The sequence below is a fragment of the Blautia sp. 210820-DFI.6.14 genome (assembly GCF_020558815.1).
In the GTDB taxonomy this organism is placed as follows: domain Bacteria; phylum Bacillota; class Clostridia; order Lachnospirales; family Lachnospiraceae; genus Blautia_A; species Blautia_A obeum.
The window spans coordinates 34,052-59,456 of sequence record NZ_JAJCKS010000002.1; the positions used below are offsets into that span (position 1 = coordinate 34,052).

Sequence of the window (25,405 nt, forward strand, 5' to 3'; positions counted from 1 at the left end):
AATGCTACCATATTGGCAAAAATATTGCAATACAAAGAAAACAGGAAAATAAGAAAAATATTTTGAATGTTATTTTAAATAACAAATCTTCCGAACCCTTCGAAGCACAGAAAGTGTATGTTTTTTCAGTTTTGATACAGGAGTGGCTTCTTCAAATGTAAGCATCTGCGAAGAAAGTGTAGCATAATAGGATTTTTTGTTCAGAAGAAGCTTTTGCTGTCCATATGCAAGAGGAAATTCCGACATACGGTGTAAACTGTGATAACAGATCGTATGCCCATCGCAATCCCAGCAAAATTCGATATGTGTAATACCAGAAAACATTTCGTATGGAATGACTGCTGTAAATTTCAGGAATACAGCAAGTTTCTGTCCATTAAAACGAAAAACGTGTTCCGGATCTTCGCGGAAACAGCATTTTACCATATGTGTAGCATGACCGGTTGTGATTCGAAGAAACAGATTGGCTGGATATGGAAAACGCAGATAGATCTTAGCTGCACCCTCCAGCAGGATATCATGTTTCATAAGTTCCATGGAAGTCAGACGAAGCTGATAAGATGAAGCGTGACCGGTACTCAGATCGGGATATTGAAACCAGGCATCTTCGCTCTTGTCGTCAAACTGCAAAGTTCCGGAATCCGGTGCTTTTTTTATGCTCATGATATAGTCCTTCAGTTCCATGGATAGATTTTTCTGCTCAAGGATGATGTGGTCGTCAATCTGAAAAACAGCATCGAACAGCATTTTCAAAAAAATAGTTTTTTCATGAGGCGTCAATACGGTTTCTGGAATTTCATCAACTTTGAAGCGTCCCTGCAGATCGTACATGACATTGTACTGTACATAATCCGGAATGGCTCCGAAACGGGATTTCGCCTCATCCAATGCCCAGAATATGTAGTTCTTGAGGCAGTCAATGTACCATTCTCTGTGCGATTTAGAACCGTTCAGGGCAGAATTCATGGATGTACGGGCACGATACAGGTAGCGCCCCTGTGGGACAATGCCATATTGGGGATTCTCTAAAAGTAGTTCCATGATCGCCTTGGAATCTTCTGCATAACGAAGAGAGGTATCGAATGTATGATCGTTCAGAGCTTCTCTTTTGAAAAAAGCAGATGCTGATGACATCTGTACATAAGAATAATGCGTGGTCAGATCAATGACCTGCGCTTTGTCGGAAGCATATTTGTAATTCAGGCGATGTGGTTCGTTTTTTTGTTCGAAGTAAAAAATAGGAACAGAAACAAGATCCACCTCTTTATCATGCTCAATAAAAAAGTCATAGACGGAAGAAAGTGTATCAGGAGTCAGTTTATCGTCAGAATCCATGAAATTAACGTATCTTCCACGGGCCACAGCGATACCTGCATTTCGTGCGCTGGCAACGCCACCGTTGGGTTTGTGTATTACGACGATGTTTTCCAGATATTTATGCTGATATTCATCACAGATAGCTCCGGAAGCATCGGTGGATCCGTCATCGACAAGAATAAGCTCTACGGATTCGATAAAACCTATATCCTGTGAAAGGATACTGTCAATTGCCTCGGAAAGGTAGGGCTCTACATTATAAACGGCTGTTACAATGGAAAATTTAAAAAGGTAATCGGTATTTGTCGGTTTCAACACAATCTTCTCCTTCATTTCATGATAAAATTATCCTATCACAAAATTGCTGTCTGGTGTAAAAATTAAGGGTTTGTGACAGAAAATTAATATTTTGGGGCAGCTATTCGACAGGGTCTGAAAAAATATCATGGAAAATGATTGCAATTAAATAGTAAACAAAGTATGCTATAAATATTGAAAAAACGAAATGGTGTATGAGATTAGGATTATGAAAAAAATTACGGTAATTATTTCTGCAGGTGATACAGATAAATATATGGAAGAAACGCTGGATTCACTTTCAGCGCAGTCAATCGTAAATGATATCGAGATAATCGATCAGACAAAGCCCGGCCAGATAACACGCGGGGATGAAGTATTAAATAAAGCAGAGGGGAAATATCTGTATTTTATGAATAGTGGGGATTTGCTCACTTCATTTGCTTTGGAAGAGTTGTGGAATATATGTGAGGCGAAACATCTGGATATTCTGCTGTTTTCCGGGGCAGTTTTTTATGAAAATACAAAACTCGCGAAACGATATAAAAATCTTTCAGATGAATTTTACAGATGCGGCTCTTACGCGCAGGTAATAACAGGGAAAGAAATGCGAAATCAGCTGAAAAAGAATAAGGATATATTACCGCCCGTATCCATGCAGATTTTGAAAAAAGATTTACTTATCGGGGAAAAAACGGACTTTCATAATAGAATAGATACAGATAGATGCTTTGTAAAACGTATTCTGTTGAGGGCTGAAAGAGTTTTTTGCATAAATGATATTTATCTTTATAAGAGAATAACAGAACCATCCGGTGTGGGCAAAATGCTGCAGGTATTAACGACACCGGGGTATTTGGTGAAAAAGATATTCAGGTATATGAGAAAAAACGGAATAAAATGTACAGGCATAGCAATCATTCGAAAGCTTCGTGCAAGATAATGACAGATCAGGAGGAATGGAAGATGGCAAAAGTATCCATACTAATGCCGGCATGCAATGTTGAAAAATTTTTAAAAGAATGCATGGACAGTGTAGTAAATCAGACTTTAAAGGACATAGAGATTATTTGTATAGATGATGGATCCAGAGATTCAACAGGGAATATTCTGGATGAATATGCGCAGAAAGACAATCGTATCAAAGTGATCCATAAAGCGAATTCGGGGTACGGACATAGTATGAATGTTGGACTTCAAAATGCGACAGGAGAATATATAGGCATTATTGAAACGGATGATTTTGCAGATCTTAATATGTTTGATGAATTATATAAAGCAGCGAAAGAAAATCATGCAGATGTTGTGAAATCAAACTATTATTCTTATGTATCGCAGCCGGAACCTCAGAGCACATATTATGAAGTGCTAAAAGAATATGATCTGTATGATCAGGTGTTCAGGCCGGTGGAACATCCGGAAATCTTTCGGGTGAGACCATGTATCTGGAGCGGGATTTATCGGAGAGAATGGCTGTTGGAAAATCATGTATCTTTTGCGGAAACACCGGGTGCTTCTTATCAGGATACAGGGTTTGCGTTTAAAGTATGGGCAAGTGCGGAAAGGGCATTGCTGCTTCGGGATGCCTACCTTCATTATCGCACAGATAATGCAAATTCATCGGTAAAAGCAGCTGCCAAAATATATTGTATCTGTGATGAATTTAAATCTATTGAAGAATTTCTTGAAAAACGACCGGAGCTAAAAGAAAAACTGGAGAAACCGGCTGTATCTTTGAAATATATATCTTATCGGTGGAATCTGTTCAGACTTACAATGGAATTCAAATATGCTTTTTTGGAGAGAATGCATAAAGAACTTTCAGAGGCGAAGAACAGGGGACTTTTTGACAAAAAATATTTTACGGAAAAAGAATGGACAGATATCAATCGATTAGTAGATGATATGGATGGCTTTTTTGATGAAACATTTCGAAAAGAGCTGCTCAGGTTTGGAAGCGAAGCAGAACTGGCGAAGGCATTGAAAAAGAGCGAAAACAAGGTGAAAAAACTTCAGAAAAAAATAGATGACATGGAAAATTCTTCATCTTTAAAAATTGGAAGAGCGATTACCTTTGCTCCGCGAAAGCTGAAAAAAATGTTGCATTAATCAAAGGGGAATAGATATGAGTAATGATATACCTGCGGTTTCGGTGATAATTCCGGTATACAATGCGGCAGAATTCTTAAAAGACGGATTAAATAGCCTGCTGAAGCAGACTCTGAGAGAGATTGAAATTATCTGTGTGGATGATGGGTCAACAGATGGATCACTGGTAATTCTGAAAGAATTCGAAAAAGCAGATGCCAGAATCAGAGTCATTCATCAGGAAAATCAGGGAGCAGGAGCAGCCAGAAATAATGGAATGGATGTTGCAAGAGGAAAATACCTGGCTTTTCTGGATGCAGATGATTTCTTTGAGAAAAATATGCTGAAAGCCGCATATGACAGAGCGGAAGAAACAGAGGCAGAAGTATGTGTGTTTAATGCAGACCTCTATGATCATACAGAGAAAGTATACAAAAAATGCACATGGGCATTTCGGAAGCAGTATTTTCCGGAAAAAGAGCCGTTTGCAGCAACTGATGAAAATGTAAGAAATAATATTTTTAGAATGTTTAATGGCTGGCCATGGGATAAATTATACCAGAGGGAGTATGTCAGGAGATTGGGAATCAAGTATCAGAATCTTCGAACAACAAATGATATGCTCTTTGTTTTTATTGCGCTTGCCTGTGCTTCCAGAATTTCTACAGTAGATGAGGTCTTGATCCATCAGAGAGTTAATGTCAGAACATCTCTGTCGCGTACAAGAGAGAAATCATGGGATTGTTTCTATATTGCGCTTTTGGCTATGCAAAAGGAGCTAAAAGACAGAGGTTTATATGATACCTTAGAAAGGGCATTTGTTAATTGGGCGCTTAATTTTTCACTGTGGCAGTTAAATACAATGACAGGAAGTGCATATGAAAAGACATACAGACTGCTCAAAAGAAAGGGTTTTGACTGCCTTGATATCAGCCGTCATAACAGAAGATATTTTTACAGTAACAAAGAATATGATAAATTCCTGAAAATCTATACAACACCTTATGAGAAGAGTTCTGGTTATTAAAAGGTAAAATAATTTATTGCCAGAGATAAACAGAAACCTCAGATTACAGAAGTCCATTTTTCTCTGTAATATAATAAGAATCAGAATACGTGCATAAATTGACAATACAGCAGATAAGAGGAAAGAGATTATGGCAGACAAATTTAAGCTCAGCAGAAAAGCAAAGAAAATCATATTGGGCGCATGTATCGGAGGTGTGGTTGTTCTTACGGCGGGGCTTTTTACTTACATACATATTTCAGATACCAATACACTTGGAAGAAAAATATCTATTTACGGGATGGATGTTTCCACGCTGACGGCAGATAAGGCAGAACAGAAGCTTCTGGATGCTTTTCGCAGCCGTAAGGTACAGTTCAAAGAAGGTGGCTCGGATGTCTATCAGACAACGGTGAGTGAACTTGGATATGATCTGGATGAGTCAGCACTTAAAAGTGAGCTTACAGAATTGCAGACAACGCGGGAAGCAAACAGAAAGATCTTTGCCACGCAGGAAGATTACAAGATCGCATATCAGATCCAGAAGGATGAAGAACAGGAAAAGAAAGCTCTTGCGTCTTCTAATTTTGGAGGTAAAGAGCGTACGGCATCCGTGGATGCAGCGGTTCAATATGACGAACAGCAGAAGCAGTTTGTTCTGGTCAATGATGTGCAGGGAAATAAAATTGATGAGACCAGACTTCAAAGCTATGTAGATCAGATGCTGGATGATAATTTTCGGCTGAAGCTTCTTGGTGGGGATATTCAGATCACATTGGATACAAATGTTTATCAGCAGCCTTCTGTAACGGTTTCTGATGAAATGCAGAATAAAGTTACAGGACTGAATGATCAGTTGAATAAATATCGCAGTACTACAGTTACATATACATTGGGAAGTACGACGGAAGTAATTGATGCAGGAACAATCGAGACATGGCTGCAGATTACAGATGACAGCCTGAATATTGATCAGGAAGCAGTGAAGTCTTATGTACAGAATCTTGCAGCGAAGTATAATACCATCTATGTTCCACGTACATTCCACACATCCTATGGAAATGATGTCACGGTATCCGATAATGAATATGGATTTCAGATCGATCAGGATGGAGAAGTGCAGCAGTTGCTGACAGATCTTGCGAGTGGTACTGCAGTTACACGAGATCCGGTATACAGCATCAGTGGCATGCAGCGTAACGGTGCAGATGATCTGAACGGAAGCTATATAGAAGTAAGTCTGGATAACCAGCATCTGTGGCTGTACAAAGATGGAGCACTTGTGACAGAAACAGATATCGTCAGTGGAGCACCAAAAGCCGGCAGGGAGACATACAGAGGAGCATGGCCGATTGCCTACAAGGCAAGTCCATATAACCTGAGCAGTCAGGAATATGGATACAACGTAAAAGTAAATTACTGGATGCCATTTGTATATGGGCAGGGGCTTCATGATGCATCCTGGCAGTCTTCTTTCGGAGGAAACCGATATAAAAGTGGCGCCGGAAGTCATGGCTGTATCAACCTTCCGACAGATCAGGCAGCACTGATCTATAATACGATTGACGGCGGATATCCGATCATTATTTATTAAAAAGATACATAAAATGCAAAAGACCAGTCCGAAAGTGGGCTGGTTTTTTTGTGCAGAAATATTTTAAAAGGTATTCCGGATAAATGAGGAATGTAAGATTAATTAAAGGGTGTTTCATTGACATTTTTTTGGCAAAATAATATAATAAAATGACATATGTGAAGGAGGAAGTTATGGCACATAAAACAGGACTGGAAGATTATTATGTAATTAAAAATCAAAAGAAACTTCATTTCGGCTATACGACCGGATCCTGTGCGGCGGGAGCTGCAAAAGGTGCCACGGAAATGCTTCTCGGAGGTCAGAAACAGAACGAGACAGATCTTATGACACCAAAGGGAATTCTTCTCCATCTGGAATTGCATGACGTCTGTATGGAAAAAGATACAGTGATCTGCGCAGTACGTAAAGATGCGGGAGATGATCCGGATACGACGAATGGAATTCTGGTCTATGCCAGAGTGGAAAAATGTCCGAAATCCTCTGAGATTACGGTCGATGGAGGGAAAGGTGTCGGAAGAGTGACGCGTCCGGGACTTTCACAGAAAGTGGGAGAAGCAGCAATCAATCCTGTGCCAAAGGCCATGATCCTGAAAGCAGTGGAGGATGCAGCAGATCGATACCACTATGAGGGTGGCTTGAAAGTAACGATTTCTGTTCCAGAAGGTGAAGAGATCGCGAAAAAGACTTTTAATCCCCGTCTGGGAATCCAGGGTGGCATCTCTATTCTTGGAACGTCCGGTATCGTAGAACCTATGAGTGAGAAAGCCTTGATTCAGAGTATTCAGGTAGAAATGAAACAGCATTTTTCACAGGGGGAACAGTATCTGATCGTGACTCCGGGAAATTATGGGGCAGATTACCTTCGGGAGCATATGGATCTTCCTTTTGAAAAAAACATCAAGTGCAGTAATTATGTAGGTGAAACCATTGATATGGCAGTGAACATGGGAGTAAAGGGGATTCTTTTTATTTCGCATATTGGCAAATTTGTCAAAGTTGCTGCTGGAATCATGAATACACATTCACACAGCGCAGACGGACGTATGGAGGTTCTGTGTGCGGCAGCAATACGCTCCGGAGCAGATCTGGAATGTGCCAGAGAGATTCTGGCATGCAACACGACGGATGAGGCCCTGCATGTGCTTGATCGTTATCATATTTTACAGAAAGCGATGGAGGATGTGACCCGACATATCCAGTTTTATCTGGATCATCGTTCTTATCAGCAGATCCTTCTGGGTGCAGTGATCTTTTCCAATGAATTTGGATATCTTGGCCAGACAAAGCATGCAGAAGAACTGATCCGTAAAATAAATTCAGCTGAGAGTAAATGACAAATTAAACAATTATATATAAAAAAGGAGAATAAAAACATGGTACATTTTGTTGGAGCAGGACCGGGATCACCGGATCTTATCACAGTCAGAGGTAAACAGTATCTGGAGGAGGCAGATGTGATCATCTATGCGGGTTCGTTGGTAAATCCGCAGCTGCTGGAATACAGCAAGGATGTTTGTACGATTCATAACAGTGCGAAGATGACACTGGAAGAAGTCATCTCCGTTATGGAGAGAGCAGAAGCAGAAGGGAAGATGACTGTGCGTCTTCATACAGGTGATCCTTGTATTTACGGTGCAATCCGTGAGCAGATGGATATTCTGGATGAGAAGGGCATTATGTATGACTATTGTCCTGGTGTCAGTGCGTTCTGCGGTGCGGCAAGTGCCCTGAATCTGGAATATACTCTGCCGGATATCTCACAGAGTGTGATCATCACAAGAATGGAAGGCCGTACACCGGTTCCATCCAAAGAAAGCATTCAGTCATTTGCAGCTCATCAGGCAACGATGGTTGTTTTCTTAAGCACCGGTATGCTGGAAGAACTCAGCCGCAGACTGATCGAAGGCGGATATACAGCTGATACGCCGGCGGCAATTGTATACAAGGCAACCTGGCCGGATGAGAAGAAATTTGTCTGCACAGTAGGCACGCTTGCACAGACTGCTGCAGAAAACAATATCACAAAGACTGCACTGATGATCATCGGGGATTCTGTAAAAGCAGCTCACTATGATCGCTCAAAACTGTATGATCCGGGATTCACTACCGAATTCCGTGAAGCAACAGAGTGAGAACGCGCAGTAAATAATCCGATCTAAATGGAGAATTAAATAATGCGTATTTCAATCATTTGTTTCAGTCTTACAGGATATATGACTGCGGAAGACCTGCAAAAAGACCTTCAGGGCAAAGGTTATACGGCAGAAATTTATAAGAAAAGTAAATATCTCGATGATTCGATTGCGGAAAGTACAGGAATCTGGGCAGGCCGCCATTTTGAGACAGATGATGCGATTATTTTTGTCGGAGCCTGTGGAATCGCGGTGCGCAGCATTGCACCTTACGTAGCAAGTAAGAAGTCTGATCCGGCGGTACTGGTGATCGATGAATGTGGAAAGTTTGTGATATCTCTGTTATCAGGACATCTTGGCGGTGCGAATGAACTGACTCTGGAAGTTGCGGAGCTTCTGGGTGCAGTTCCAGTCGTAACGACAGCGACAGATCTTCATCATCGCTTTGCAGTGGATGTCTTTGCAAAAAAGAATTGCTGTGGGATTCAGAATATGAAAGCGGCAAAGGAGGTTTCGGCAGCCTTGCTTGCGGGAGAACCTGTCGGATTTTACAGTGAATTTCCATGGACAGGAAAGTTGCCGGAAGGTCTGGAAGAGCCTTCGGAAGACACGCAGGATAAACCGGAGATTGGAATTGCAGTAACCATTCATCCAACTTGTAAGCCGTTTACATCCACGGTGCAGATCATTCCCAGGGTGGTGACACTGGGAATGGGCTGCCGCAGGAATAAAGAAGCAGATGTAATTGAAAAAGAAGCTAGTGTCTGTCTGGCGGACGCGGATATATACAGCCAGGCAGTAGAGAAGCTGACAAGCATTTCCATCAAAAAAGACGAAGTGGGGCTTCAAAAACTTGCAGAAGACTGGAGAATCCCGTTTATCACATTTGAGGAAGAAGAGCTGAGTCATGCAGAGGGGGAATTTACCCCTTCCGAATTTGTAAAAAAGATCACAGGCGTGAATAATGTCTGTGAACGAAGTGCAGTCCTGGGTGCGGAGCAGGGCCGCCTGATCAAAAATAAGACAGGGAGAAATGGCGTGACAACCGCGCTTGCACTCCGGAACTGGGAGGTTCATTTTGAATAAAATATATGTAGTTGGAATCGGACCGGGAGGCTGTGATCAGATGACCGGTATTGCAATGAATGCTTTGAAAGACAGTGATACGATCATTGGATATACGGTATATGTGGATCTTGTCAAAGATACATTTCCAGATAAAGAATATCTGACCACACCAATGAAAAAAGAAGTGGACAGATGTGTGCTGGCTTTTGAAGAGGCTATGAAAGGCAAAAGGGTTTCCATGATCTGCAGCGGTGATGCCGGAGTCTATGGTATGGCCGGACTGATGTATGAAGTAGGAGAAAAATATCCGGAAGTAGAACTGGAGATCGTTCCGGGAGTAACAGCCGCACTTGGCGGAGCGGCAGTCCTTGGTGCACCGCTGATCCATGATTTCTGCCTGATCAGCTTAAGTGATCTTCTGACTCCATGGGAAAAGATTGAAGCAAGACTTCTTGGTGCATCTCAGGCGGATTTTGTAATCTGTCTCTATAACCCCTCCAGTAAAAAACGCCATGATTATTTACAGAAAGCCTGCGATCTGATGATGCAGTACAAATCTCCGGAAACAGTTTGCGGAACAGTATGCAATATCGGAAGAGAAGGGGAAGAATATCAGGTTATGACATTGAAAGAACTTCGAGATAGACAGGTTGATATGTTCACCACAGTATTTATCGGAAATTCCCAGACAAAAGAAATAAATGGCAAAATGGTAACTCCAAGAGGATATCGGAATGTATAAAGCAATTGTTTTTGCTGGTACTACAGAAGGCTATGAAATCAGCCGGTTTCTGAGTGAAAATAAAGTATCTGTACTTGCCTGTGTCGCGACGGAATATGGATCCAGATCTCTTGAAGAAAATGAATTTTTATCGATTCGTGCAGAACGCCTTGACAAAGAACAGATGCAGGAGCTTTTTGCAGCAGAAAGACCGGAACTGGTTTTGGATGCAACACATCCATATGCGGCAGAAGTGACAGTAAATATCCGTGAGGCCTGTGAAAACACAGCAGTTTCTTATGTGAGAGTCCTTCGTGAAGGAGGCGTTCACAAAGATGCAGTTTATGTAGAAAATACAGAGGCAGCAGTAGATTATCTGAAACATGTATCGGGAAATGTTCTGCTTACGACGGGCAGTAAGGAACTTTCTGCTTATACAGAAATTCCGGGTTATCAGGAAAGAATGTTTGCAAGAGTCCTTTCCATTCAGAATGTGATCGAAACCTGTCGCATGTTGGGATTCGAGGGCAAAAATCTGATTGCCATGCAGGGTCCTTTTTCGAAAGAATTGAATGCTGCCATGCTGCGTCAGTATGACTGCAGATATCTGGTAACAAAAGATTCCGGAAAAGCAGGCGGATTTGAAGAAAAGATTCAGGCTGCCACAGAATGTGGCGCAATTCCTGTGATCATTGGCCGTCCGGTGCAGGAAAAGGGAATTTCTGTAAAAGAATGCAAACGTATGCTGCCAGAGAAATTTGGATTCCAGCCGACACCACATGTAGTTCTCTTGGGAATTGGAATGGGAAGCAAGGAAACATTGACGATTCAGGGCAATGAGGCAGTGGAACAGGCGGATCTGATCATAGGCGCCAGAAGGATGGCAGATGCAGTGGCACTTCCGGGACAGGATGTCTTTTATGAATACAGAAGTGCTGAGATTGCAGAGTATATTAAGAAACATCCGGAATATGAAAAAGTTGTGATCGCACTATCCGGTGATGTCGGTTTTTACAGTGGGGCAAAAGGACTTTTGAAAGCTTTGGACGGAAATGCCGAAATCATCTGCGGTATATCCTCTGTTGTTTATTTTATGTCAAAAATTGGTCTTTCATGGGATGATGCAAAGATTGTCAGTGCACATGGAAGAGTATGCAATCTGGTATCCCTGATTCGAACAAATCAGAAGGTTTTTGCAATTCTTGGCACTTCAGATGGAACCGCACATCTTGCACAGAAACTGACGGATTATGGAATGGGTGAAGTGCAGCTTTATGTCGGGGAGAATCTGTCTTATGAGGATGAGAAAATATTTGTAAAACAGGCGAGGGAACTTACAGATTACAGAGGAGATGCCTTGAGTGTGATCTGTGCCTGGAATCCGGATGCAAAAACAGCATTGACCACACATGGACTTCCAGATGATGCATTTACCCGTGGAAAAGCACCGATGACCAAGACAGAGGTACGAACAGTTTCGCTGGCAAAGTTATGTCTTAAAGAGGATTCGGTCTGCTATGATATCGGGGCCGGAACTGGTTCTGTATCTGTGGAGATGGGACTTCGTGCAAGTCAGGGAAGCGTATATTCCATTGAGAAAAAAGAGGATGCACTTGTGCTTCTCGAGGAAAATAAAAAGAAATTTGCGTTAGATCATATGAGGATCATAGCAGGAACGGCCCCTGAAGCAATGGAAGAACTTCCGGCTCCTACCCATGCTTTTATTGGTGGATCTTCCGGAAATATGAAAGAAATTGTGGAACTTCTTCTTGAAAAAAATCCACAGGTTCGTATGGTCATAAATTGTATTACACTTGAAACGGTCGGAGAAACTTTGTCCTGCATAAAGGAAATGCAGACAGAACGCAGCGAGTGGAAGTGGGAGAGTGAAGTTGTGCAGCTTGGTGTGTCCAGATCCAAAGAAATCGGTAGATATCATATGATGATGGGAGAAAATCCTATTTATATTATTACCATACAGGCGCATAAAAAGGAGAATTTTGTATGAAAGCGGCAAGAATTCTCCTGGCAGCAGGAGCCAGTGGAAGCGGAAAAACGCTGATCACATGTGGACTTTTGCAGGCACTGGTGAATCGTGGTCTGAAAACAGCATCTTTTAAATGTGGGCCGGACTATATTGATCCGATGTTCCATAGTCGTGTCATAGGCGCAAAATCAAGAAATCTGGATACCTTTTTTACAGACAGTGAAACTACAAAATATCTCTTCTGTGAAAATGCGGTGGACTGTGATATTTCTGTTATGGAAGGAGTAATGGGATTTTATGACGGTGTTGCAGGGACAACAACGAAAGCAAGTGCTTACGATCTGGCGTCTGTTACAGATACGCCTGTGATTCTGATCGTAAACAGCAGAGGTATGAGTGTTTCTCTTGCAGCATATGTGAAAGGCTTTATGGAATACAGGAAGGACAGTCATATACAGGGTGTGATCTTTAATCAGATGTCACCAATGCTCTATCCAAGAATGAAAGAACTTCTGGAGAAAGAACTGAATATAAAAGTTCTTGGATATGTTCCCAAAATGGATGATTGTGTGATCGAGAGCCGACATCTGGGGTTAGTGCTTCCGGATGAGATCCCTGAGTTAAAAGAAAACCTTCACCGACTGGCTGAGGTTCTGGAAAAAACTCTGGATATTGATGCAATCCTGCAGCTTGCAGAAAGTGCACGAGAATTATCTGCGAAAGAACCTCGGATAGATTTCTGTCTGAAACATCCCCTTCGGATTGGTGTGGCGGACGATGAAGCATTTTGCTTTTTCTATGAAGATAATTTCCGGCTTTTGCGAAAGATGGGGGCAGAGCTTGTACACTTTTCTCCGATCAGAGATAAGAAATTACCGGTTGGACTGGATGGATTGCTTTTATATGGAGGTTATCCGGAATTAAATGGAAAAGAACTGGAAAAAAATGCATCTATGAGAGAAGAAATACAAAAAGCACTTAGCGGTGGTATGCCATGTATGGCAGAATGCGGAGGCTTTATGTATCTTCATGAAGAAATGGAAGCAATGGATAAAAAATTTTACCACATGGCAGGCGTGCTTCCGGGCAGGGCATATCGTACACCACGTCTGAATCGCTTTGGCTATGTGACATTAATACAGAATCATTCAGTTTTGGGATGTGAGACATTAGGAGAGATCCCTGCTCATGAATTTCATTATTTTGATTCTGAAAACTGCGGGAAAGCATTTCATGCAGCAAAACCGGAAAGTATGAGAAACTGGGAGTGTATTCATGGCACAGAAACTATGCTGGCTGGATTTCCACATCTTTATTATTATGGAAATCCAAAAGTTGCAGAGGCTTTTCTTAAAGAATGCATGAAATACCACAGCAGACGGGGAGAGTGACAGAGTTGATATATACATACCATACAATTGCCCTGGCAGCAGGGTTTATCTTAGATTTGATATTTGGAGATCCCAGATGGTTGTACCATCCGGTGTGCCTGATCGGGAAGCTGATCTCCAGTTTTGAGAAGGGAATCAGAAAAGTATTTCCCAAAACAGAAAAAGGTGAACTGGCTGGAGGACTGGTTGAAGTAATACTGATCTGTGTCATTACATTACTGGTTCCGGCATTTGTTTTGTATTTTCTGTATATTCATCTTCCGGCCTTAGGTGTGCTTTTGGAAACCTTTTGGTGCTATCAGCTGCTTGCTACCAGATCATTGCGTGATGAGAGCATGAAGGTTTATGATGCACTCAAAAAGGGAACAATTGAGGATGCACGTCATGCGGTTTCTATGATCGTGGGACGTGATACGGCGGAGCTGACGGAAGAGGGTGTGACCAAAGCAGCGGTGGAGACTGTGGCAGAAAATACTTCTGATGGTGTGATCGCACCGATGATCTATATGGCAATCGGTGGTGTACCTTTAATGTTTTTGTATAAGGGAATCAATACCATGGATTCCATGCTCGGGTATAAAAATGATAAATATCTGTATTTTGGAAGATGCGCGGCGAAACTGGATGATGCAGCCAATTATCTTCCATCCAGAATTTCCGGCTGGCTGATGGTTGCCGGAGCTTTTGTGATCGGACTTGACAGCAGAAACGCATCCCGTATTTTCAAAAGGGACAGCAGAAATCATGCGAGTCCGAATTCGGCACAGACAGAAGCTGTAATGGCTGGTGCACTGGATGTACAGCTCGCGGGAAATGCATATTATTTTGGAAAATTATATGAGAAACCTACAATTGGAGACGCGATTCGGGAAATAGAGACAGAAGATATTCGTTATGCGAACCGCCTGATGTATGCAACGGCGATTCTGGGCGTGATCATCTGTGTTTTGTTCCGCGTTGTGTTTCTGTAACGGGACACAAAAAGGAGAAAAAGAATGACGAAGCACGTACATGGCGGTAATATCTATACTTATAAGAACTGTCTGGATTTTTCGGCAAACTGTAATCCACTGGGAACGCCGGAAAGTGTAAAGCAGGCGGTACGTGACAGTCTTGAATATATGAAAGATTATCCGCAGGTCGGATATGCACCTTTGAAAAAAGCAATTGCCGAATATGAAGGTGTGGCATCCGAATCTGTGATCTGTGGAAATGGAGCGGCGGAACTGGTATTTTCTCTGTGTCAGGCAGTAAAACCGAAGAAAGCACTGATTCCGGTTCCTACTTTTGCAGAATATGAGCAGGCGCTTACGAGCTGTGGCTGTGAGGTAGAACATGTACTTCTCAGAGAAGAAGAGGGATTCAGTCTGCAGGACAGTTTTATCAACTGGCTGCACAGAGACCTTGATATGGTATTTCTCTGCAATCCGAATAATCCAACGGGAATTTCGATAGATAGAGAATTCCTTTTCCGGGTTTTACGTGTGTGCAGAGAAATGGATATCCTTCTGGTCGTAGATGAATGTTTTCTTGATTTTATGGAGGAACCGGGCAGATACACACTGAAAGCACAGTTATCCAGATATCACAATCTGTTTCTTTTGAAGGCATTTACCAAGCGTTACGCGATGGCGGGAATCCGACTGGGATATGGTATTACTGAGAATACGGAACTTCTTGATGCGATGACGCAGGTGACACAGCCATGGAACATTTCTGTTATGGCACAGGCGGCAGGTATTGCTGCGCTGAAAGAAACTGCATATGTGGAAGAGGGGCGACAGATGGTATTCCGGGAAGCAAAATATCTCAAAGAAGAACTGCAGCGTCTTGGCATGGAAGTCTTTCCGTCAGAAGCAAATTATATTTTCTTCCATGGACCGGAAAATTTATTTGAAATATGTGTGGAACAGGGGGTTCTGATCCGTGACTGCAGCAATTACTCTGGTTTGCGAAAAGGATATTACCGTGTGGCCGTCCGAACACATGAGGAAAATCAGGAATTGATCCGTGCAATGCGGGATGGCACTACAAAAGCGGCAGTGGCACATGCAGAGGTACTGAAAGAAGAGGAACAGGCATAAGTCTGATACGAAAGGGAACAGATATGGCAAAGACGATCATGATACAGGGAACCATGTCCAATGCAGGAAAGAGTCTTCTTGCTGCCGGACTTTGCAGGATATTTCATCAGGATGGATACCGTGTGGCACCATTCAAATCGCAGAATATGGCACTGAACTCTTTTATAACCAGTGAAGGCCTTGAAATGGGCAGAGCACAGGTTATGCAGGCAGAAGCGGCAGGTATAGAACCATCGGTCCTGATGAATCCGATTCTTCTGAAACCGACAAATGATATTGGCTCTCAGGTCATTGTAAATGGGGAAGTTCTTGGTACCATGAGTGCCAGAGACTATTTTAAATATAAGAAAAAACTGGTGCCTGACATTATGAAGGCATTTCATAAGCTGGCAGAAGAAAATGATATCATTGTGATTGAGGGGGCTGGAAGCCCGGCGGAAATCAATCTGAAGAGCGAAGATATTGTTAATATGGGAATGGCAAAGATGGCGAAAGCGCCGGTGCTTCTTGCCGGTGATATCGATCGTGGCGGTGTGTTTGCACAGCTGTATGGAACGGTGGAACTTCTGGAAGAAGATGAGAGAAAAATGATCAAGGGTCTGATCATCAATAAATTCCGAGGTGACAAATCAATTCTGGATCCGGGTGTGGCAATGCTGGAAGAGAAATGTAAGATTCCGGTCGTTGGTGTTGCACCATATATGAACATTCAGGTAGAAGATGAAGACAGTCTGACAGAACGCTTTGATCGTCATCAGGAAGTTGGAGTGATCGATATGGCGGTTATTCGTGTACCACGTATTTCCAACTTTACAGACTTTAATCCGTTTGAAAGTATTCCGGGGGTTTCGCTGCGTTATGTACAGCATCCGTCAGATTTGAAGCAGCCGGATGTGATCTTTCTTCCGGGAACCAAGAATACAATGGATGATCTGAAATGGCTGCGTGAAAGTGGCATGGAAGCACTGATCCTTAAGGCAGCGGCATCCGGTACACTGATCTTTGGTATCTGTGGTGGATATCAGATGCTGGGAGAAAATTTAAGTGATCCACATGGTGTGGAAGCAGGCGGTACGATGCGTGGAATTGGTCTTCTTCCGGTAGATACCGTGTTTGCAGAACATAAGACACGTACGCAGGTCTGCGGAAAATTCCTGGAGCTGGATGAAGAGTTTGCACCTCTTAAAAACGTAGAATTTACAGGATATGAGATTCATATGGGTGAGAGTACCTGGAAAAATGGGGCTGTAGCAAGTACTTCTACATGTGATACTGTGACAGGGACAGAGAAGACAGAAGGAACATTTTATCACAATGTATGCGGAACTTATGTTCATGGCATTTTTGATAAAGAAGAGGTTGCACTTGGTCTTGTTCGTGCAGTAGGCATAAGAAAAGGTATTGATGTGTCAGAGATGGAAGGCGTGGATTTTGCTGCATTCAAAGAAACACAGTATGATATCCTGGCATCGGAACTTCGGAAACATCTGGATATGAAGAAAATCTATGAGATCCTTGAGCAAGGCGTGGAGGATATTCTGGAAGAAAGTGAAGCAGAAGGAGAAGCAGAGAAATGAAAGTAGAGCTTGAAAATGTAAAACCAATGGAGATCGAAAAAAGAAGTTTTGAGATTATTACAGAGGAACTTGGTGATAAACAGCTGCTTCCCGGAACAGAACTTATTGTCAAACGTTGTATTCATACAAGCGCAGATTTTGATTATGCGGATAACCTCTGTTTTTCGCCGGATGTAGTAGAGCGTGCAATGAAAGCAATCAAAGAGGGCGCCTGCATTGTTACGGATACGCAGATGGCAAAGGCGGGAATCAATAAACGTGCACTGGCCCGTTATGGTGGAGAAGTCTATTGTTTCATGTCCGATGAGGATGTGGCAAAGATTGCAAAAGAGAACGGAACCACAAGGGCGACAGCAAGCATGGACAAAGCTGCTACTCTCGATAAAAAACTGATCTTTGCAATCGGAAACGCGCCGACTGCACTGGTGAGACTCTATGAACTGATCGAAGATGGAAAACTGAATCCGGAACTGATCATTGGAGTTCCGGTTGGATTTGTGAATGTTGTACAATCGAAAGAACTGATCATGGATTCGGGAGCACCTTATATAGTTGCGAGAGGACGTAAAGGCGGAAGTAATATTGCAGCCTGTATCTGTAACGCATTGCTTTATATGATCGATAATCGAAGAGATTAAATACTGACACCTGCCTGGATGATGAAATGCCGGACAGGTGTTTTGTGATTATTTATTAAGAAGTCGGGACAGAAGCTGACAGGCAGGGGCAAAATCGTCTGTCGTAATGGAAGAACAGGAGAGCAGAATGGTGATCGTAGCTGCATTTTCTTCAAGAATCAGAAGAGACATTCCATGCATGCGGGCTTCTTTTTTTAGCTCAAGACCTGTTCTGGCATAAGGAATGGTCAATGCCAGACTTGTTCCTGCGGCACCGGTCTGGATCGTGCAGTTGCTGCCGAATGTATTTCGCACCTCGTTTTCAAGAGCCTTCAGCTTCTGAGCATACAGCTTTTTTAATTTTTTTGTCTGTGAAGTCAGATGACCGTCACGGATAAACTGACAGAGTGCAATCTGTTCGGCTTTGGAAGCAGTCTGGCTGTAGCGTTCTGCAACAGCTGCATATTTTCTGGAAAGAGAAGGCGGCAAGACCATGAAGCTTAAGCGAATCGATGGAAGCAGCAGACGGGAAAAAGAACCAATATAGACAACGCCATGTCCTCCGGCAAGATTAAAGAGGGAAGGTGTTGGACGTTGAAAATAAACGAATTCATTCTCAAAATCGTCTTCGATGATCAGACTGCCTTTCGCTGCAGCGTAATGTACCAGTTCCATACGACGGCTGACGGGCATGATCTCTCCCCATTTCGTCATATGTGCAGGAGAAACATAGATTACGTCACAGTCTTTGTTGCGGTATTGAACTTCAAAACCATAATCAGAAAAAATAGTACTTCCCTGCACAAAAGAAGCGTTTGGAAAAGAAACGGTTTTTCGGTCATGGATCAGAGGACAAAGAAGATTCAGAATGCTCTGAACTCCGGCCCCGATCACAATATCGTCAGCAGAACAGTTGACGTTTCTTCGCTGACGGATGTAGTCAGCAAGTACCTGACGAAGATCGGCTTCACCCTGGGGTTCTCCATAGGAGAGAAGACGGTCACTCTGACGAAGTGCGCTTTTGATATAACGCTGCCAGAGGTCAAAACGGAAACTTTCATGATCGACACCGTTGGAAGCAAAGTCATATTGTATTGAAGGCAGATTCGCATGCCAGGAGGTAGTGGAGACTGGCTTTTGCTCTGCAATATTAGTTACATAATAGCCGCTTTGTGCACGGGCAACAATGTAGCCGTCTGCGGCCAATTGCAGATAGGCATTTTCAATAGTTGTACGGCTGAGCTTCAGTTCTGCAGAACATTTGCGAAGAGATGGCATGCGGCTTCCGGCAGGAATTCGCCGTTCCATGATCAGATTTTTGTAATGTTCATATACCTGAAGATACAGGCATTCTTTATTGGAATGAAAAGACAAACTCATAAACTGTCCTCTGAAAAATGAATAAAAGTGGTTATTTTTATAAATATACTTAGATGCTATTCTAAATCAGATAATGAGAAAATGCAAGACGAGGAGATAACAGATTGAAAAAGATCGCGGTATTAAATGATTTATCAGGAATGGGAAAATGTTCTCTTACTGCAGCAATTCCGGTGATTTCCGTTATGGGAATCCAGGCATGTCCGCTTCCGACAGCGGTATTAAGTGCGCAGACGGGTTTCCCTTCTTATTATTGTGATGATTATACGGATCGTATGGATGCGATTATGGAAGAGTGGAAGAAGATGGATTTTTATCCGGATGGAATCTATACAGGATTTTTGGCAGACGCACGTCAGGCCGATAAAGCAGTTGAATTTATTGAACAGTTTGCAAAAGAAGACACAAAGATACTTATAGATCCTGTTATGGGGGATAATGGAGAAGAGTACCCGATTTATACGGAGGCACTCTGTGAAAAAATGCGTTTTCTGGTCAGAAGAGCGACGGTGATAACACCAAATCTGACAGAAGCGCTATTGTTATTATATGGCGCACAGCGTGCACATGTATTGTGGAAGGAGCTATCACTTATGGATGAGGAGAGATTGCTGAAATTCACAGAAAGTACAGGGAAGGAACTTTCAAAAGAGTTTGATACGGAAGTGGTTATTACAGGAATTGATCTTCCTGCGAGGGAGAATCATCAGAAGATAGGAAACCTGATCTGTCAGGATGGCAATACGACCTGGGTGACTGCAGCAAAAGAGGGTGGCAGTTATTCAGGTACAGGTGATCTGTTTGCATCGGTTTTGAGTGCCGGTATGGTGAAAGGAATCGACACGGTGGATTCTGTGCACAGGGCCGTGAAGTTTCTGGCGAAGGGGATTCATGATGCGGTAGTTGAAGGCACCGACCGGAATGAAGGAATTTGTTTTGAAAGATATCTTTCTGAATTAGCTGCTGAAAATTAGAACTTTAGAATTACATTTATATAATTCACGAAAAGCTTCCTGATCTGTTCAGTCACAAGGCTTCGGAGTCCGGAAGTACTAAGATATAACCTGCCTGCAAAAAGCATTCGCAAAAATTGCTAACTCGCCGATGGCTCAGACAAGTGTTATTTTTGCTATCTACCTAAAAGATGGTAATTTCAGCAGTAAGTTCAGAGAAAGGACAGCTTTGGCGCAGAAACTGTCCTTTCTTCGGAATATTTACTGTGTGAATTCCCAGTTATCTTTTAAAGATTCTTTTTCTTATAGATAAACCATGATGCAATCGCTGTAAACACGATCAGATATGTCATAAGTATCGCAATTCCCGACATTGCAAATCCCTCTCCTGCAGAGATGCTTCGGATCATATGACTTGTCTGGGAAAGCGGCAGTGCAGAGATAAATTTTCCAAGAAAACCAGGAAGCTTTTCTGTAGAGAAAAATGTATTGCACAGATATGCCATTGGCATGATGATGTAGTTCGAAAAACGCGGTACATCTGCATGGTTTTTGGCAAGGAATGAAACGACAACACCGATTGCAGAAAAAACAGCTCCATTCAGGAACATGACAAGGAAAGACCAGCCGTTAAAGATCAGTCCGGTGTCGATCGGCATTGTCAGAACCAGAATAACGCCACCTGCATAAAAACCACGAAGGCTTCCGCCGATGATCTGACCGGCAATAAACTGCCATAACGGTGTAGGAGAGATCAGTACCTGATCGAAAGCCTTCTCATAAAGTCGCTGCACATTCAGATTCTGTGCAATGGCATTAAAGCTTCCATTCATTGTCGTCAGTGAAACAACACCCGGGATCAGAAAGTTCAGATAAGGTTCTCCATGTGAGATTGTCTGGATTCCCATTCCAAATACGACCAGATACATCAGTGGGGCAATCATTGCCGCCAGCGTGATCTTGTAGAAATCTCTTCGAAATTCGACCCATTTTTCCCATAAAATTGTAATAATTCCCATAACCAGCTCCTCCCTTATGATGGCATCAGATGTCGTCCGGCACGTTCAACAAACACATCTTCCAGCGTTGTTTCGCGTAGAGAAGCCTGTCCGGAAAGACCGGAGAGATAGGCAATTGCTTCTTCACGACTGTGAAAATAATGACTGTGAGTTTCGTCTCCGGCAAATTCATCAACGGTGTAATTTCCAAGACTGTCGATCAGTCCGGCCGGAGTATTGACTTCCTCCAGTTTACCGTGGTCCATCAGAGCTACACGGCTGCAGAGATTCTGAGCTTCCTCCATATAATGAGTAGTCAGAAGAATGGTCAGGTTTTTGCCGTTTAATTTGCGGAGCAGATTCCACATCTGACGACGGGAAAGCGCATCCATACCGGCGGTCGGTTCATCCAGAAGCAGGATCTCAGGATCTGTCAGGAGGGCCCGACATACCATCAGTTTCCGCTTCATGCCGCCGGAAAGCTTACGGACTGTTCGTTTACGAAACTTGATCAGATCACAGAACTCCAGAAGTTCTTCTGTACGACGTTTGATTTCTTTGCGTGGCATGAAATAAAGACGTCCCTGATATTCCATGATCTCGTCCATATTCATGTCCTGGCGCATGGAGTACTCCTGTGTGATTACACTGATCTTACGCTTGAGATCCGGTCGGTTTCGTGTCAGCTTCTGTCCATCGATCAGGATTTCTCCTTTAGTCGGAAGAAGAAGCGTAGAAAGAAGACTGATCGTCGTAGTCTTTCCGGCACCATTCGGTCCAAGAAGACCGAAGAATTCTCCGGTCTCAATTTTGAGATCCAGAGAATCCACAGCAGTAAAATTATCAAATGTTTTTGTCAGATTCTTTGTTTCGATCATTTGTGCTCCTTCGCAATGATCAGAGAATAGTAGCCGGCATCATCCGGAATTTCCTCAACTCCATGATAGATATGTTCCTCTGGCATGCCACAGTTTTCAACCATGAGGACATCACGGCCGCTTTTGGCGAGAATTTCCTTTACCTGATTCATTTTCTTTCCTGATTTCATCAGAATGTAGTTTCCGGATTCTGTCAGTTCACTGTCAAGACGATGGACAGCAGGAACGATATGAAGCTGTTCGTTCCATTCAGACAGAGAAATGTTCAGTCGTGCAGCTGCAGCACAGAAAGAAGTGATTCCGCTTACCAGCTCTGTGTGATATCCGTCTGCCTCTACGCGATGCTGCAGATAGGAAAAAGTAGAATATACACATGGATCACCAAGAGTCAGGAAAACAACATTTTTTCCCTGATCAAGACAGGCTTCCAGAGCTTTTGCGCCTTTTGCATGATTTTCTTCAAGTTCCTTTGCATCATGTGTCATCGGCATGTAGATTGGAAGAAGTTCTTTTTCTTCCAGCTCCGGAACTGCCTGTACTGCAATTTTATAGGCAACGGTTTCTTTAACGTCTGCACCAGGTACAGCGATGATCTCATTTTCACGGATCATGCGAACTGCCTTTAATGTCATTAATTCCGGATCCCCAGGTCCGACGCCGACTCCATATAATGTACCTTTCATTGATAAAACCTCCTGAATTCATTTTTGAAATGATCTTAAATTTACATTATGCTGTGAAGTCTCATTCACAGACATATCTTTTTTATTATACTAGAATTGTATAGTGTTTGCAATGTAGGATTTGCTGTGTTATCATAGTTTCTATAGATAAAATTTGGCAATGTTTAAAAAGAAAAAAATGGAGTAGAGAAATGAAAAGAAAACTTTCAAGTCTGATTGCTGCTGTATTTATCGGCATTGGAGCTTTTTCCTGCATCTGTCAGGCGGCAGGCATGGATATTGACAAAGAGGATGGAGAATATTCCATTCAGGTGGATCTTGAGGGCGGAAGCGGAAAGGCAAGTGTGACATCGCCGACAATTCTGACTGTGAAGGATGGTCAGGCTTACGCACAGATCCAGTGGAGCAGTTCAAATTATGATTATATGATCGTAGACGGAGAGAAATATCTTCCGACCAATGAAGAAGGTATGAATTCTGTTTTTGAGATTCCGGTGCTCAGTATGGATGAAGGAATGCCGGTGATCGCAGATACAACAGCAATGGGAGCACCTCATGAGATTGACTATACGCTGACCTTTTATTCGGATTCTATTGGTTCAAAGAGCCAGCTTCCACAGGAAGCAGCCAAGAGAGTCGTGGCAGTCGCCGTTGTGATCATTGTTGGTGGGGGAATCCTGAATTATTTTGTTAATAAAAGAAATCGCTGTTAGATATGTTGAATAGAATTGAAGAGAAGAAGGGCTGGTTTCAGTGAAACCAGTCCTTCATTACGTCAAAAATCTGAATGAGTTCCTCGTCGGAGATCACATAAGGAACCATGGAATACATATAGTTTAAGAAAGGTCTGCAGAAGACCCCGCGTTCATAGGCAAACTGCTGGAAACCTTCCAGGGTCTTTGGATCATGGACTTCGACGCAGGTACAGCCGCCCATGATACGGACTTCTTTGATGCGCGGGTCAGAGAAATTTTCCATTTCCTGACGGGAAATCTGTTCGATATGCCGGATCTTGCTCATATAATCGTCACGTTCAAAGATCTCGATTCCCTTAAGTGCAACGGCACAGGCAAGTGGATTTCCCATAAAGGTCGGACCGTGCATCAGGGCAAGGCGGTCATCGTCACTATAAAAAGCGTCAAAGACTTTGTGGTTTGCAACGGTGACAGCATGTCCGATATAACCGCCGGTCAGGGCTTTTCCGAGAACCAGGATGTCCGGAAGGACAAGGTCGGCTACAAAGCGGTTTCCGGTACGTCCGAATCCTGTTGCAACCTCATCAAAAATCAGAAGCACATCATATTGATTGCACAGTTCTCTGGCACGTTTCAGGAAAGAAATATCATACATCCGCATGCCGCCGGCGCCCTGGAGCAGCGGCTCTACGATAAAGCAGTTCAGCCGGTCATGATACAGTTCAAATGCATCCTCAAGCGCCGGGATCTCTGTCGAGATATGAACGACGCCTTCTTTTTTGTCAAAAGCGAAATGATAATCTTCGTCATCTCCGACTTCCATTGCCTTGAAAGTGTCTCCGTGGTAGGCATGTTCCAGAGCCAGCACCAGAGGGCGTTTCCTTCCCTGATTGGTGTTGTACTGGAGTGCCATCTTAAGAGAGACTTCTACTGCGACACTTCCCGAGTCAGAAAAGAAGCAGTAGTCCAGGTCACCCGGAAGAAATTCCTGAAGCTTATCAGAAAGTTTTTCTACCGGTTCATGGGTGAGACCGCCGAGCATTACATGGCAGAAACGGTCAGCCTGTTCTTTGATGGCGGCGGTCAGCTCCGGATGTTTGTAGCCGTGGATCATGCACCACCAGGAAGAAATTGAATCGATCAGCTTCTGGTCTTTGGTGTAGAGATGCACGCCTTCTGCATCCAGAATCCTGTAAGGTTCTTTCATTGTTTTCATCTGTTCATAAGGATACCATATCATCTGATCTTCACCTCGTCATAAAGTGCACTCAGCACATCTGCATCTGTTTCAAGTTCTGTGACATTGTCCTGTACCTTCGCAAGCACAGGAAGCCCTGTCATATGTTCACACATAAAAATATTATCTTCTTCCATGATGTTCCCCGGATGGTAATGATTAAAAATGATGCCCTTAAGCGGAAGGTTGTGTGCCTTCATATATTCGAAAGTCAGGACAACACTGTTGATTGTGCCAAGACCGGCATCGGCGATAAGGATACTGGAAAGATTAAATTCCCGGATCACATCTTCAAGCTGGATCTTATGCTCATCAAAACAGAGAGGGCAGAGGATTCCGCCGCTTCCTTCCATGGTGATGTAGTCATAGTTCTCAGCGACTTTTGCAAAACCTTCGCGGACAACAGCGAGGTCAACAGGATTTCCTTCCACGCGGGATGCAAGGTGTGGTGACCAGGCATTTTCATATACATAAGGGCACATTTCATCAAGCGGCTGTGAGATACCGGACATCTGTCGCACAAAAAGTGCATCGCCCGGGATCAGGCTTTCGTCTGACCGGCGGTCATTTCCGCTCATGGCTGCTTTATAGTAAGCTGGATTTTTGCCTGCCTGTGCAAGTTTTTTTACGATTAGTCCGGCAATAAAGGTTTTGCCGATATCTGTTCCGGTTCCGGTGAGAAAAATTGCTTTGCTCATT

General features: G+C 43.0%; 23 protein-coding genes. 16 read left to right on the forward strand and 7 right to left on the reverse strand.

The window, feature by feature from the left end; genetic code table 11:
* Positions 1 to 69 precede the first annotated feature (69 nt).
* On the reverse strand, positions 70 to 1,635 hold the full coding sequence (locus LI112_RS02710) for a glycosyltransferase family 2 protein (protein ID WP_227190195.1): 1,566 nt from the start codon (positions 1,633 to 1,635) through the stop codon (positions 70 to 72).
* Between the two features lie 208 nt (positions 1,636 to 1,843).
* Here LI112_RS02710 and LI112_RS02715 point away from each other — a divergent pair, with 208 nt between their 5' ends.
* The 14 genes from LI112_RS02715 to LI112_RS02780 all read left to right on the forward strand — a co-directional run bounded on the left by LI112_RS02715 (position 1,844) and on the right by LI112_RS02780 (position 17,903).
* Positions 1,844 to 2,557 carry a glycosyltransferase family A protein gene (locus LI112_RS02715; RefSeq protein WP_227190196.1) on the forward strand — a complete coding sequence of 238 codons (714 nt, stop codon included), beginning with the start codon at positions 1,844 to 1,846 and terminating at the stop codon, positions 2,555 to 2,557.
* 23 nt (positions 2,558 to 2,580) lie between these two features.
* Positions 2,581 to 3,723, forward strand: a complete 1,143-nt coding sequence (locus tag LI112_RS02720; protein WP_227190197.1) for a glycosyltransferase family 2 protein — start codon at positions 2,581 to 2,583, stop codon at positions 3,721 to 3,723.
* A gap of 16 nt (positions 3,724 to 3,739) precedes the next feature.
* Positions 3,740 to 4,729, forward strand: coding sequence for a glycosyltransferase family 2 protein (locus tag LI112_RS02725; protein ID WP_005422288.1), 990 nt, complete (start codon positions 3,740 to 3,742; stop codon positions 4,727 to 4,729).
* Positions 4,730 to 4,859: 130 nt separating this feature from the next.
* Positions 4,860 to 6,302, forward strand: coding sequence for a L,D-transpeptidase family protein (locus tag LI112_RS02730; protein WP_195968025.1), 1,443 nt, complete (start codon positions 4,860 to 4,862; stop codon positions 6,300 to 6,302).
* A 173-nt stretch (positions 6,303 to 6,475) separates the two neighbouring features.
* Positions 6,476 to 7,639 (forward strand): cobalt-precorrin-5B (C(1))-methyltransferase CbiD, encoded by a 1,164-nt coding sequence (gene cbiD, locus LI112_RS02735; protein ID WP_227190198.1) that lies wholly within the window; start codon positions 6,476 to 6,478, stop codon positions 7,637 to 7,639.
* A 39-nt stretch (positions 7,640 to 7,678) separates the two neighbouring features.
* On the forward strand, positions 7,679 to 8,437 hold the full coding sequence (gene cobM / locus LI112_RS02740; RefSeq protein WP_005422295.1) for a precorrin-4 C(11)-methyltransferase: 759 nt from the start codon (positions 7,679 to 7,681) through the stop codon (positions 8,435 to 8,437).
* A gap of 42 nt (positions 8,438 to 8,479) precedes the next feature.
* Positions 8,480 to 9,523 (forward strand): cobalt-precorrin 5A hydrolase, encoded by a 1,044-nt coding sequence (locus LI112_RS02745; protein WP_055055176.1) that lies wholly within the window; start codon positions 8,480 to 8,482, stop codon positions 9,521 to 9,523.
* Positions 9,516 to 10,247 (forward strand): precorrin-3B C(17)-methyltransferase, encoded by a 732-nt coding sequence (cobJ, locus tag LI112_RS02750; protein WP_044924844.1) that lies wholly within the window; start codon positions 9,516 to 9,518, stop codon positions 10,245 to 10,247. Before LI112_RS02745 ends, cobJ begins: the two co-directional genes overlap by 8 nt.
* The gene (locus LI112_RS02755) at positions 10,240 to 12,234 is read left to right on the forward strand and encodes a bifunctional cobalt-precorrin-7 (C(5))-methyltransferase/cobalt-precorrin-6B (C(15))-methyltransferase (RefSeq protein WP_022389370.1); all 1,995 of its coding nucleotides are present in this window, start codon (positions 10,240 to 10,242) and stop codon (positions 12,232 to 12,234) included. Before cobJ ends, LI112_RS02755 begins: the two co-directional genes overlap by 8 nt.
* Positions 12,231 to 13,604: a cobyrinate a,c-diamide synthase gene (locus LI112_RS02760; protein WP_227190199.1), complete on the forward strand. Its 1,374-nt coding sequence runs from the start codon at positions 12,231 to 12,233 to the stop codon at positions 13,602 to 13,604. Before LI112_RS02755 ends, LI112_RS02760 begins: the two co-directional genes overlap by 4 nt.
* Before the next feature lie 5 nt (positions 13,605 to 13,609).
* Complete coding sequence (cbiB, locus tag LI112_RS02765) at positions 13,610 to 14,575, forward strand: adenosylcobinamide-phosphate synthase CbiB (protein WP_044924851.1); 966 nt, start codon at positions 13,610 to 13,612, stop codon at positions 14,573 to 14,575.
* 24 nt (positions 14,576 to 14,599) lie between these two features.
* Positions 14,600 to 15,688, forward strand: coding sequence for a threonine-phosphate decarboxylase CobD (gene cobD / locus LI112_RS02770; RefSeq protein WP_117591410.1), 1,089 nt, complete (start codon positions 14,600 to 14,602; stop codon positions 15,686 to 15,688).
* Positions 15,689 to 15,711: 23 nt separating this feature from the next.
* Positions 15,712 to 17,265 carry a cobyric acid synthase gene (locus LI112_RS02775; protein ID WP_055055180.1) on the forward strand — a complete coding sequence of 518 codons (1,554 nt, stop codon included), beginning with the start codon at positions 15,712 to 15,714 and terminating at the stop codon, positions 17,263 to 17,265.
* On the forward strand, positions 17,262 to 17,903 hold the full coding sequence (locus tag LI112_RS02780) for a precorrin-8X methylmutase (protein WP_022389375.1): 642 nt from the start codon (positions 17,262 to 17,264) through the stop codon (positions 17,901 to 17,903). Before LI112_RS02775 ends, LI112_RS02780 begins: the two co-directional genes overlap by 4 nt.
* 48 nt (positions 17,904 to 17,951) lie before the next feature.
* Here LI112_RS02780 and LI112_RS02785 read toward each other — a convergent pair whose 3' ends face one another.
* Positions 17,952 to 19,262 (reverse strand): PLP-dependent aminotransferase family protein, encoded by a 1,311-nt coding sequence (locus LI112_RS02785; protein WP_005422304.1) that lies wholly within the window; start codon positions 19,260 to 19,262, stop codon positions 17,952 to 17,954.
* A 104-nt stretch (positions 19,263 to 19,366) separates the two neighbouring features.
* On the opposite strand from LI112_RS02785, the gene LI112_RS02790 reads away from it, so the two are divergent.
* A complete protein-coding gene (locus LI112_RS02790) occupies positions 19,367 to 20,236 on the forward strand; it encodes a pyridoxamine kinase (RefSeq protein ID WP_022389377.1) in 870 nt (289 codons plus the stop codon).
* 266 nt (positions 20,237 to 20,502) lie between these two features.
* Here the strand turns inward: LI112_RS02790 and LI112_RS02795 are convergent, their stop codons facing one another.
* From LI112_RS02795 to cobI, 3 genes are read right to left on the reverse strand one after another with little or no spacing between them, the layout of a single operon-like run.
* Complete coding sequence (locus LI112_RS02795; RefSeq protein ID WP_005422310.1) at positions 20,503 to 21,234, reverse strand: ABC transporter permease; 732 nt, start codon at positions 21,232 to 21,234, stop codon at positions 20,503 to 20,505.
* 14 nt (positions 21,235 to 21,248) lie between these two features.
* Positions 21,249 to 22,091 carry an ABC transporter ATP-binding protein gene (locus LI112_RS02800; RefSeq protein ID WP_005422312.1) on the reverse strand — a complete coding sequence of 281 codons (843 nt, stop codon included), beginning with the start codon at positions 22,089 to 22,091 and terminating at the stop codon, positions 21,249 to 21,251.
* On the reverse strand, positions 22,088 to 22,774 hold the full coding sequence (cobI, locus tag LI112_RS02805) for a precorrin-2 C(20)-methyltransferase (RefSeq protein WP_022389378.1): 687 nt from the start codon (positions 22,772 to 22,774) through the stop codon (positions 22,088 to 22,090). Before cobI ends, LI112_RS02800 begins: the two co-directional genes overlap by 4 nt.
* A 191-nt stretch (positions 22,775 to 22,965) precedes the next feature.
* Between cobI and LI112_RS02810 the strand changes: the two genes are divergently transcribed.
* Positions 22,966 to 23,487 carry a hypothetical protein gene (locus LI112_RS02810; RefSeq protein ID WP_022389379.1) on the forward strand — a complete coding sequence of 174 codons (522 nt, stop codon included), beginning with the start codon at positions 22,966 to 22,968 and terminating at the stop codon, positions 23,485 to 23,487.
* A gap of 37 nt (positions 23,488 to 23,524) precedes the next feature.
* Here the strand turns inward: LI112_RS02810 and bioA are convergent, their stop codons facing one another.
* Both bioA and bioD read right to left on the reverse strand, forming a co-directional pair.
* Positions 23,525 to 24,709 (reverse strand): adenosylmethionine--8-amino-7-oxononanoate transaminase, encoded by a 1,185-nt coding sequence (gene bioA, locus LI112_RS02815; RefSeq protein WP_227190200.1) that lies wholly within the window; start codon positions 24,707 to 24,709, stop codon positions 23,525 to 23,527.
* Entirely contained in the window at positions 24,706 to 25,404 is a 699-nt protein-coding gene (gene bioD / locus LI112_RS02820; RefSeq protein ID WP_227190201.1) for a dethiobiotin synthase, read from the reverse strand. Before bioD ends, bioA begins: the two co-directional genes overlap by 4 nt.
* Position 25,405 lies beyond the last annotated feature (1 nt).

What these genes read in the sequence shown, in the direction of transcription:
- LI112_RS02720 (WP_227190197.1), top strand. Translation starts at nt 2,581, where the DNA reads ATGGCAAAAGTATCCATACTAATGCCGGCATGCAATGTTGAAAAATTT.
- cobD (WP_117591410.1), top strand. Translation starts at nt 14,600, where the DNA reads ATGACGAAGCACGTACATGGCGGTAATATCTATACTTATAAGAACTGT.
- LI112_RS02730 (WP_195968025.1), top strand. Translation starts at nt 4,860, where the DNA reads ATGGCAGACAAATTTAAGCTCAGCAGAAAAGCAAAGAAAATCATATTG.
- LI112_RS02780 (WP_022389375.1), top strand. Translation starts at nt 17,262, where the DNA reads ATGAAAGTAGAGCTTGAAAATGTAAAACCAATGGAGATCGAAAAAAGA.
- LI112_RS02810 (WP_022389379.1), top strand. Translation starts at nt 22,966, where the DNA reads ATGAAAAGAAAACTTTCAAGTCTGATTGCTGCTGTATTTATCGGCATT.
- bioA (WP_227190200.1), bottom strand. Translation starts at nt 24,709, where the DNA reads ATGATATGGTATCCTTATGAACAGATGAAAACAATGAAAGAACCTTAC.
- cbiD (WP_227190198.1), top strand. Translation starts at nt 6,476, where the DNA reads ATGGCACATAAAACAGGACTGGAAGATTATTATGTAATTAAAAATCAA.
- LI112_RS02795 (WP_005422310.1), bottom strand. Translation starts at nt 21,234, where the DNA reads ATGGGAATTATTACAATTTTATGGGAAAAATGGGTCGAATTTCGAAGA.
- LI112_RS02715 (WP_227190196.1), top strand. Translation starts at nt 1,844, where the DNA reads ATGAAAAAAATTACGGTAATTATTTCTGCAGGTGATACAGATAAATAT.
- LI112_RS02800 (WP_005422312.1), bottom strand. Translation starts at nt 22,091, where the DNA reads ATGATCGAAACAAAGAATCTGACAAAAACATTTGATAATTTTACTGCT.
- LI112_RS02745 (WP_055055176.1), top strand. Translation starts at nt 8,480, where the DNA reads ATGCGTATTTCAATCATTTGTTTCAGTCTTACAGGATATATGACTGCG.
- LI112_RS02785 (WP_005422304.1), bottom strand. Translation starts at nt 19,262, where the DNA reads ATGAGTTTGTCTTTTCATTCCAATAAAGAATGCCTGTATCTTCAGGTA.
- LI112_RS02775 (WP_055055180.1), top strand. Translation starts at nt 15,712, where the DNA reads ATGGCAAAGACGATCATGATACAGGGAACCATGTCCAATGCAGGAAAG.
- bioD (WP_227190201.1), bottom strand. Translation starts at nt 25,404, where the DNA reads ATGAGCAAAGCAATTTTTCTCACCGGAACCGGAACAGATATCGGCAAA.
- cobI (WP_022389378.1), bottom strand. Translation starts at nt 22,774, where the DNA reads ATGAAAGGTACATTATATGGAGTCGGCGTCGGACCTGGGGATCCGGAA.
- LI112_RS02760 (WP_227190199.1), top strand. Translation starts at nt 12,231, where the DNA reads ATGAAAGCGGCAAGAATTCTCCTGGCAGCAGGAGCCAGTGGAAGCGGA.
- LI112_RS02725 (WP_005422288.1), top strand. Translation starts at nt 3,740, where the DNA reads ATGAGTAATGATATACCTGCGGTTTCGGTGATAATTCCGGTATACAAT.
- LI112_RS02755 (WP_022389370.1), top strand. Translation starts at nt 10,240, where the DNA reads ATGTATAAAGCAATTGTTTTTGCTGGTACTACAGAAGGCTATGAAATC.
- cobM (WP_005422295.1), top strand. Translation starts at nt 7,679, where the DNA reads ATGGTACATTTTGTTGGAGCAGGACCGGGATCACCGGATCTTATCACA.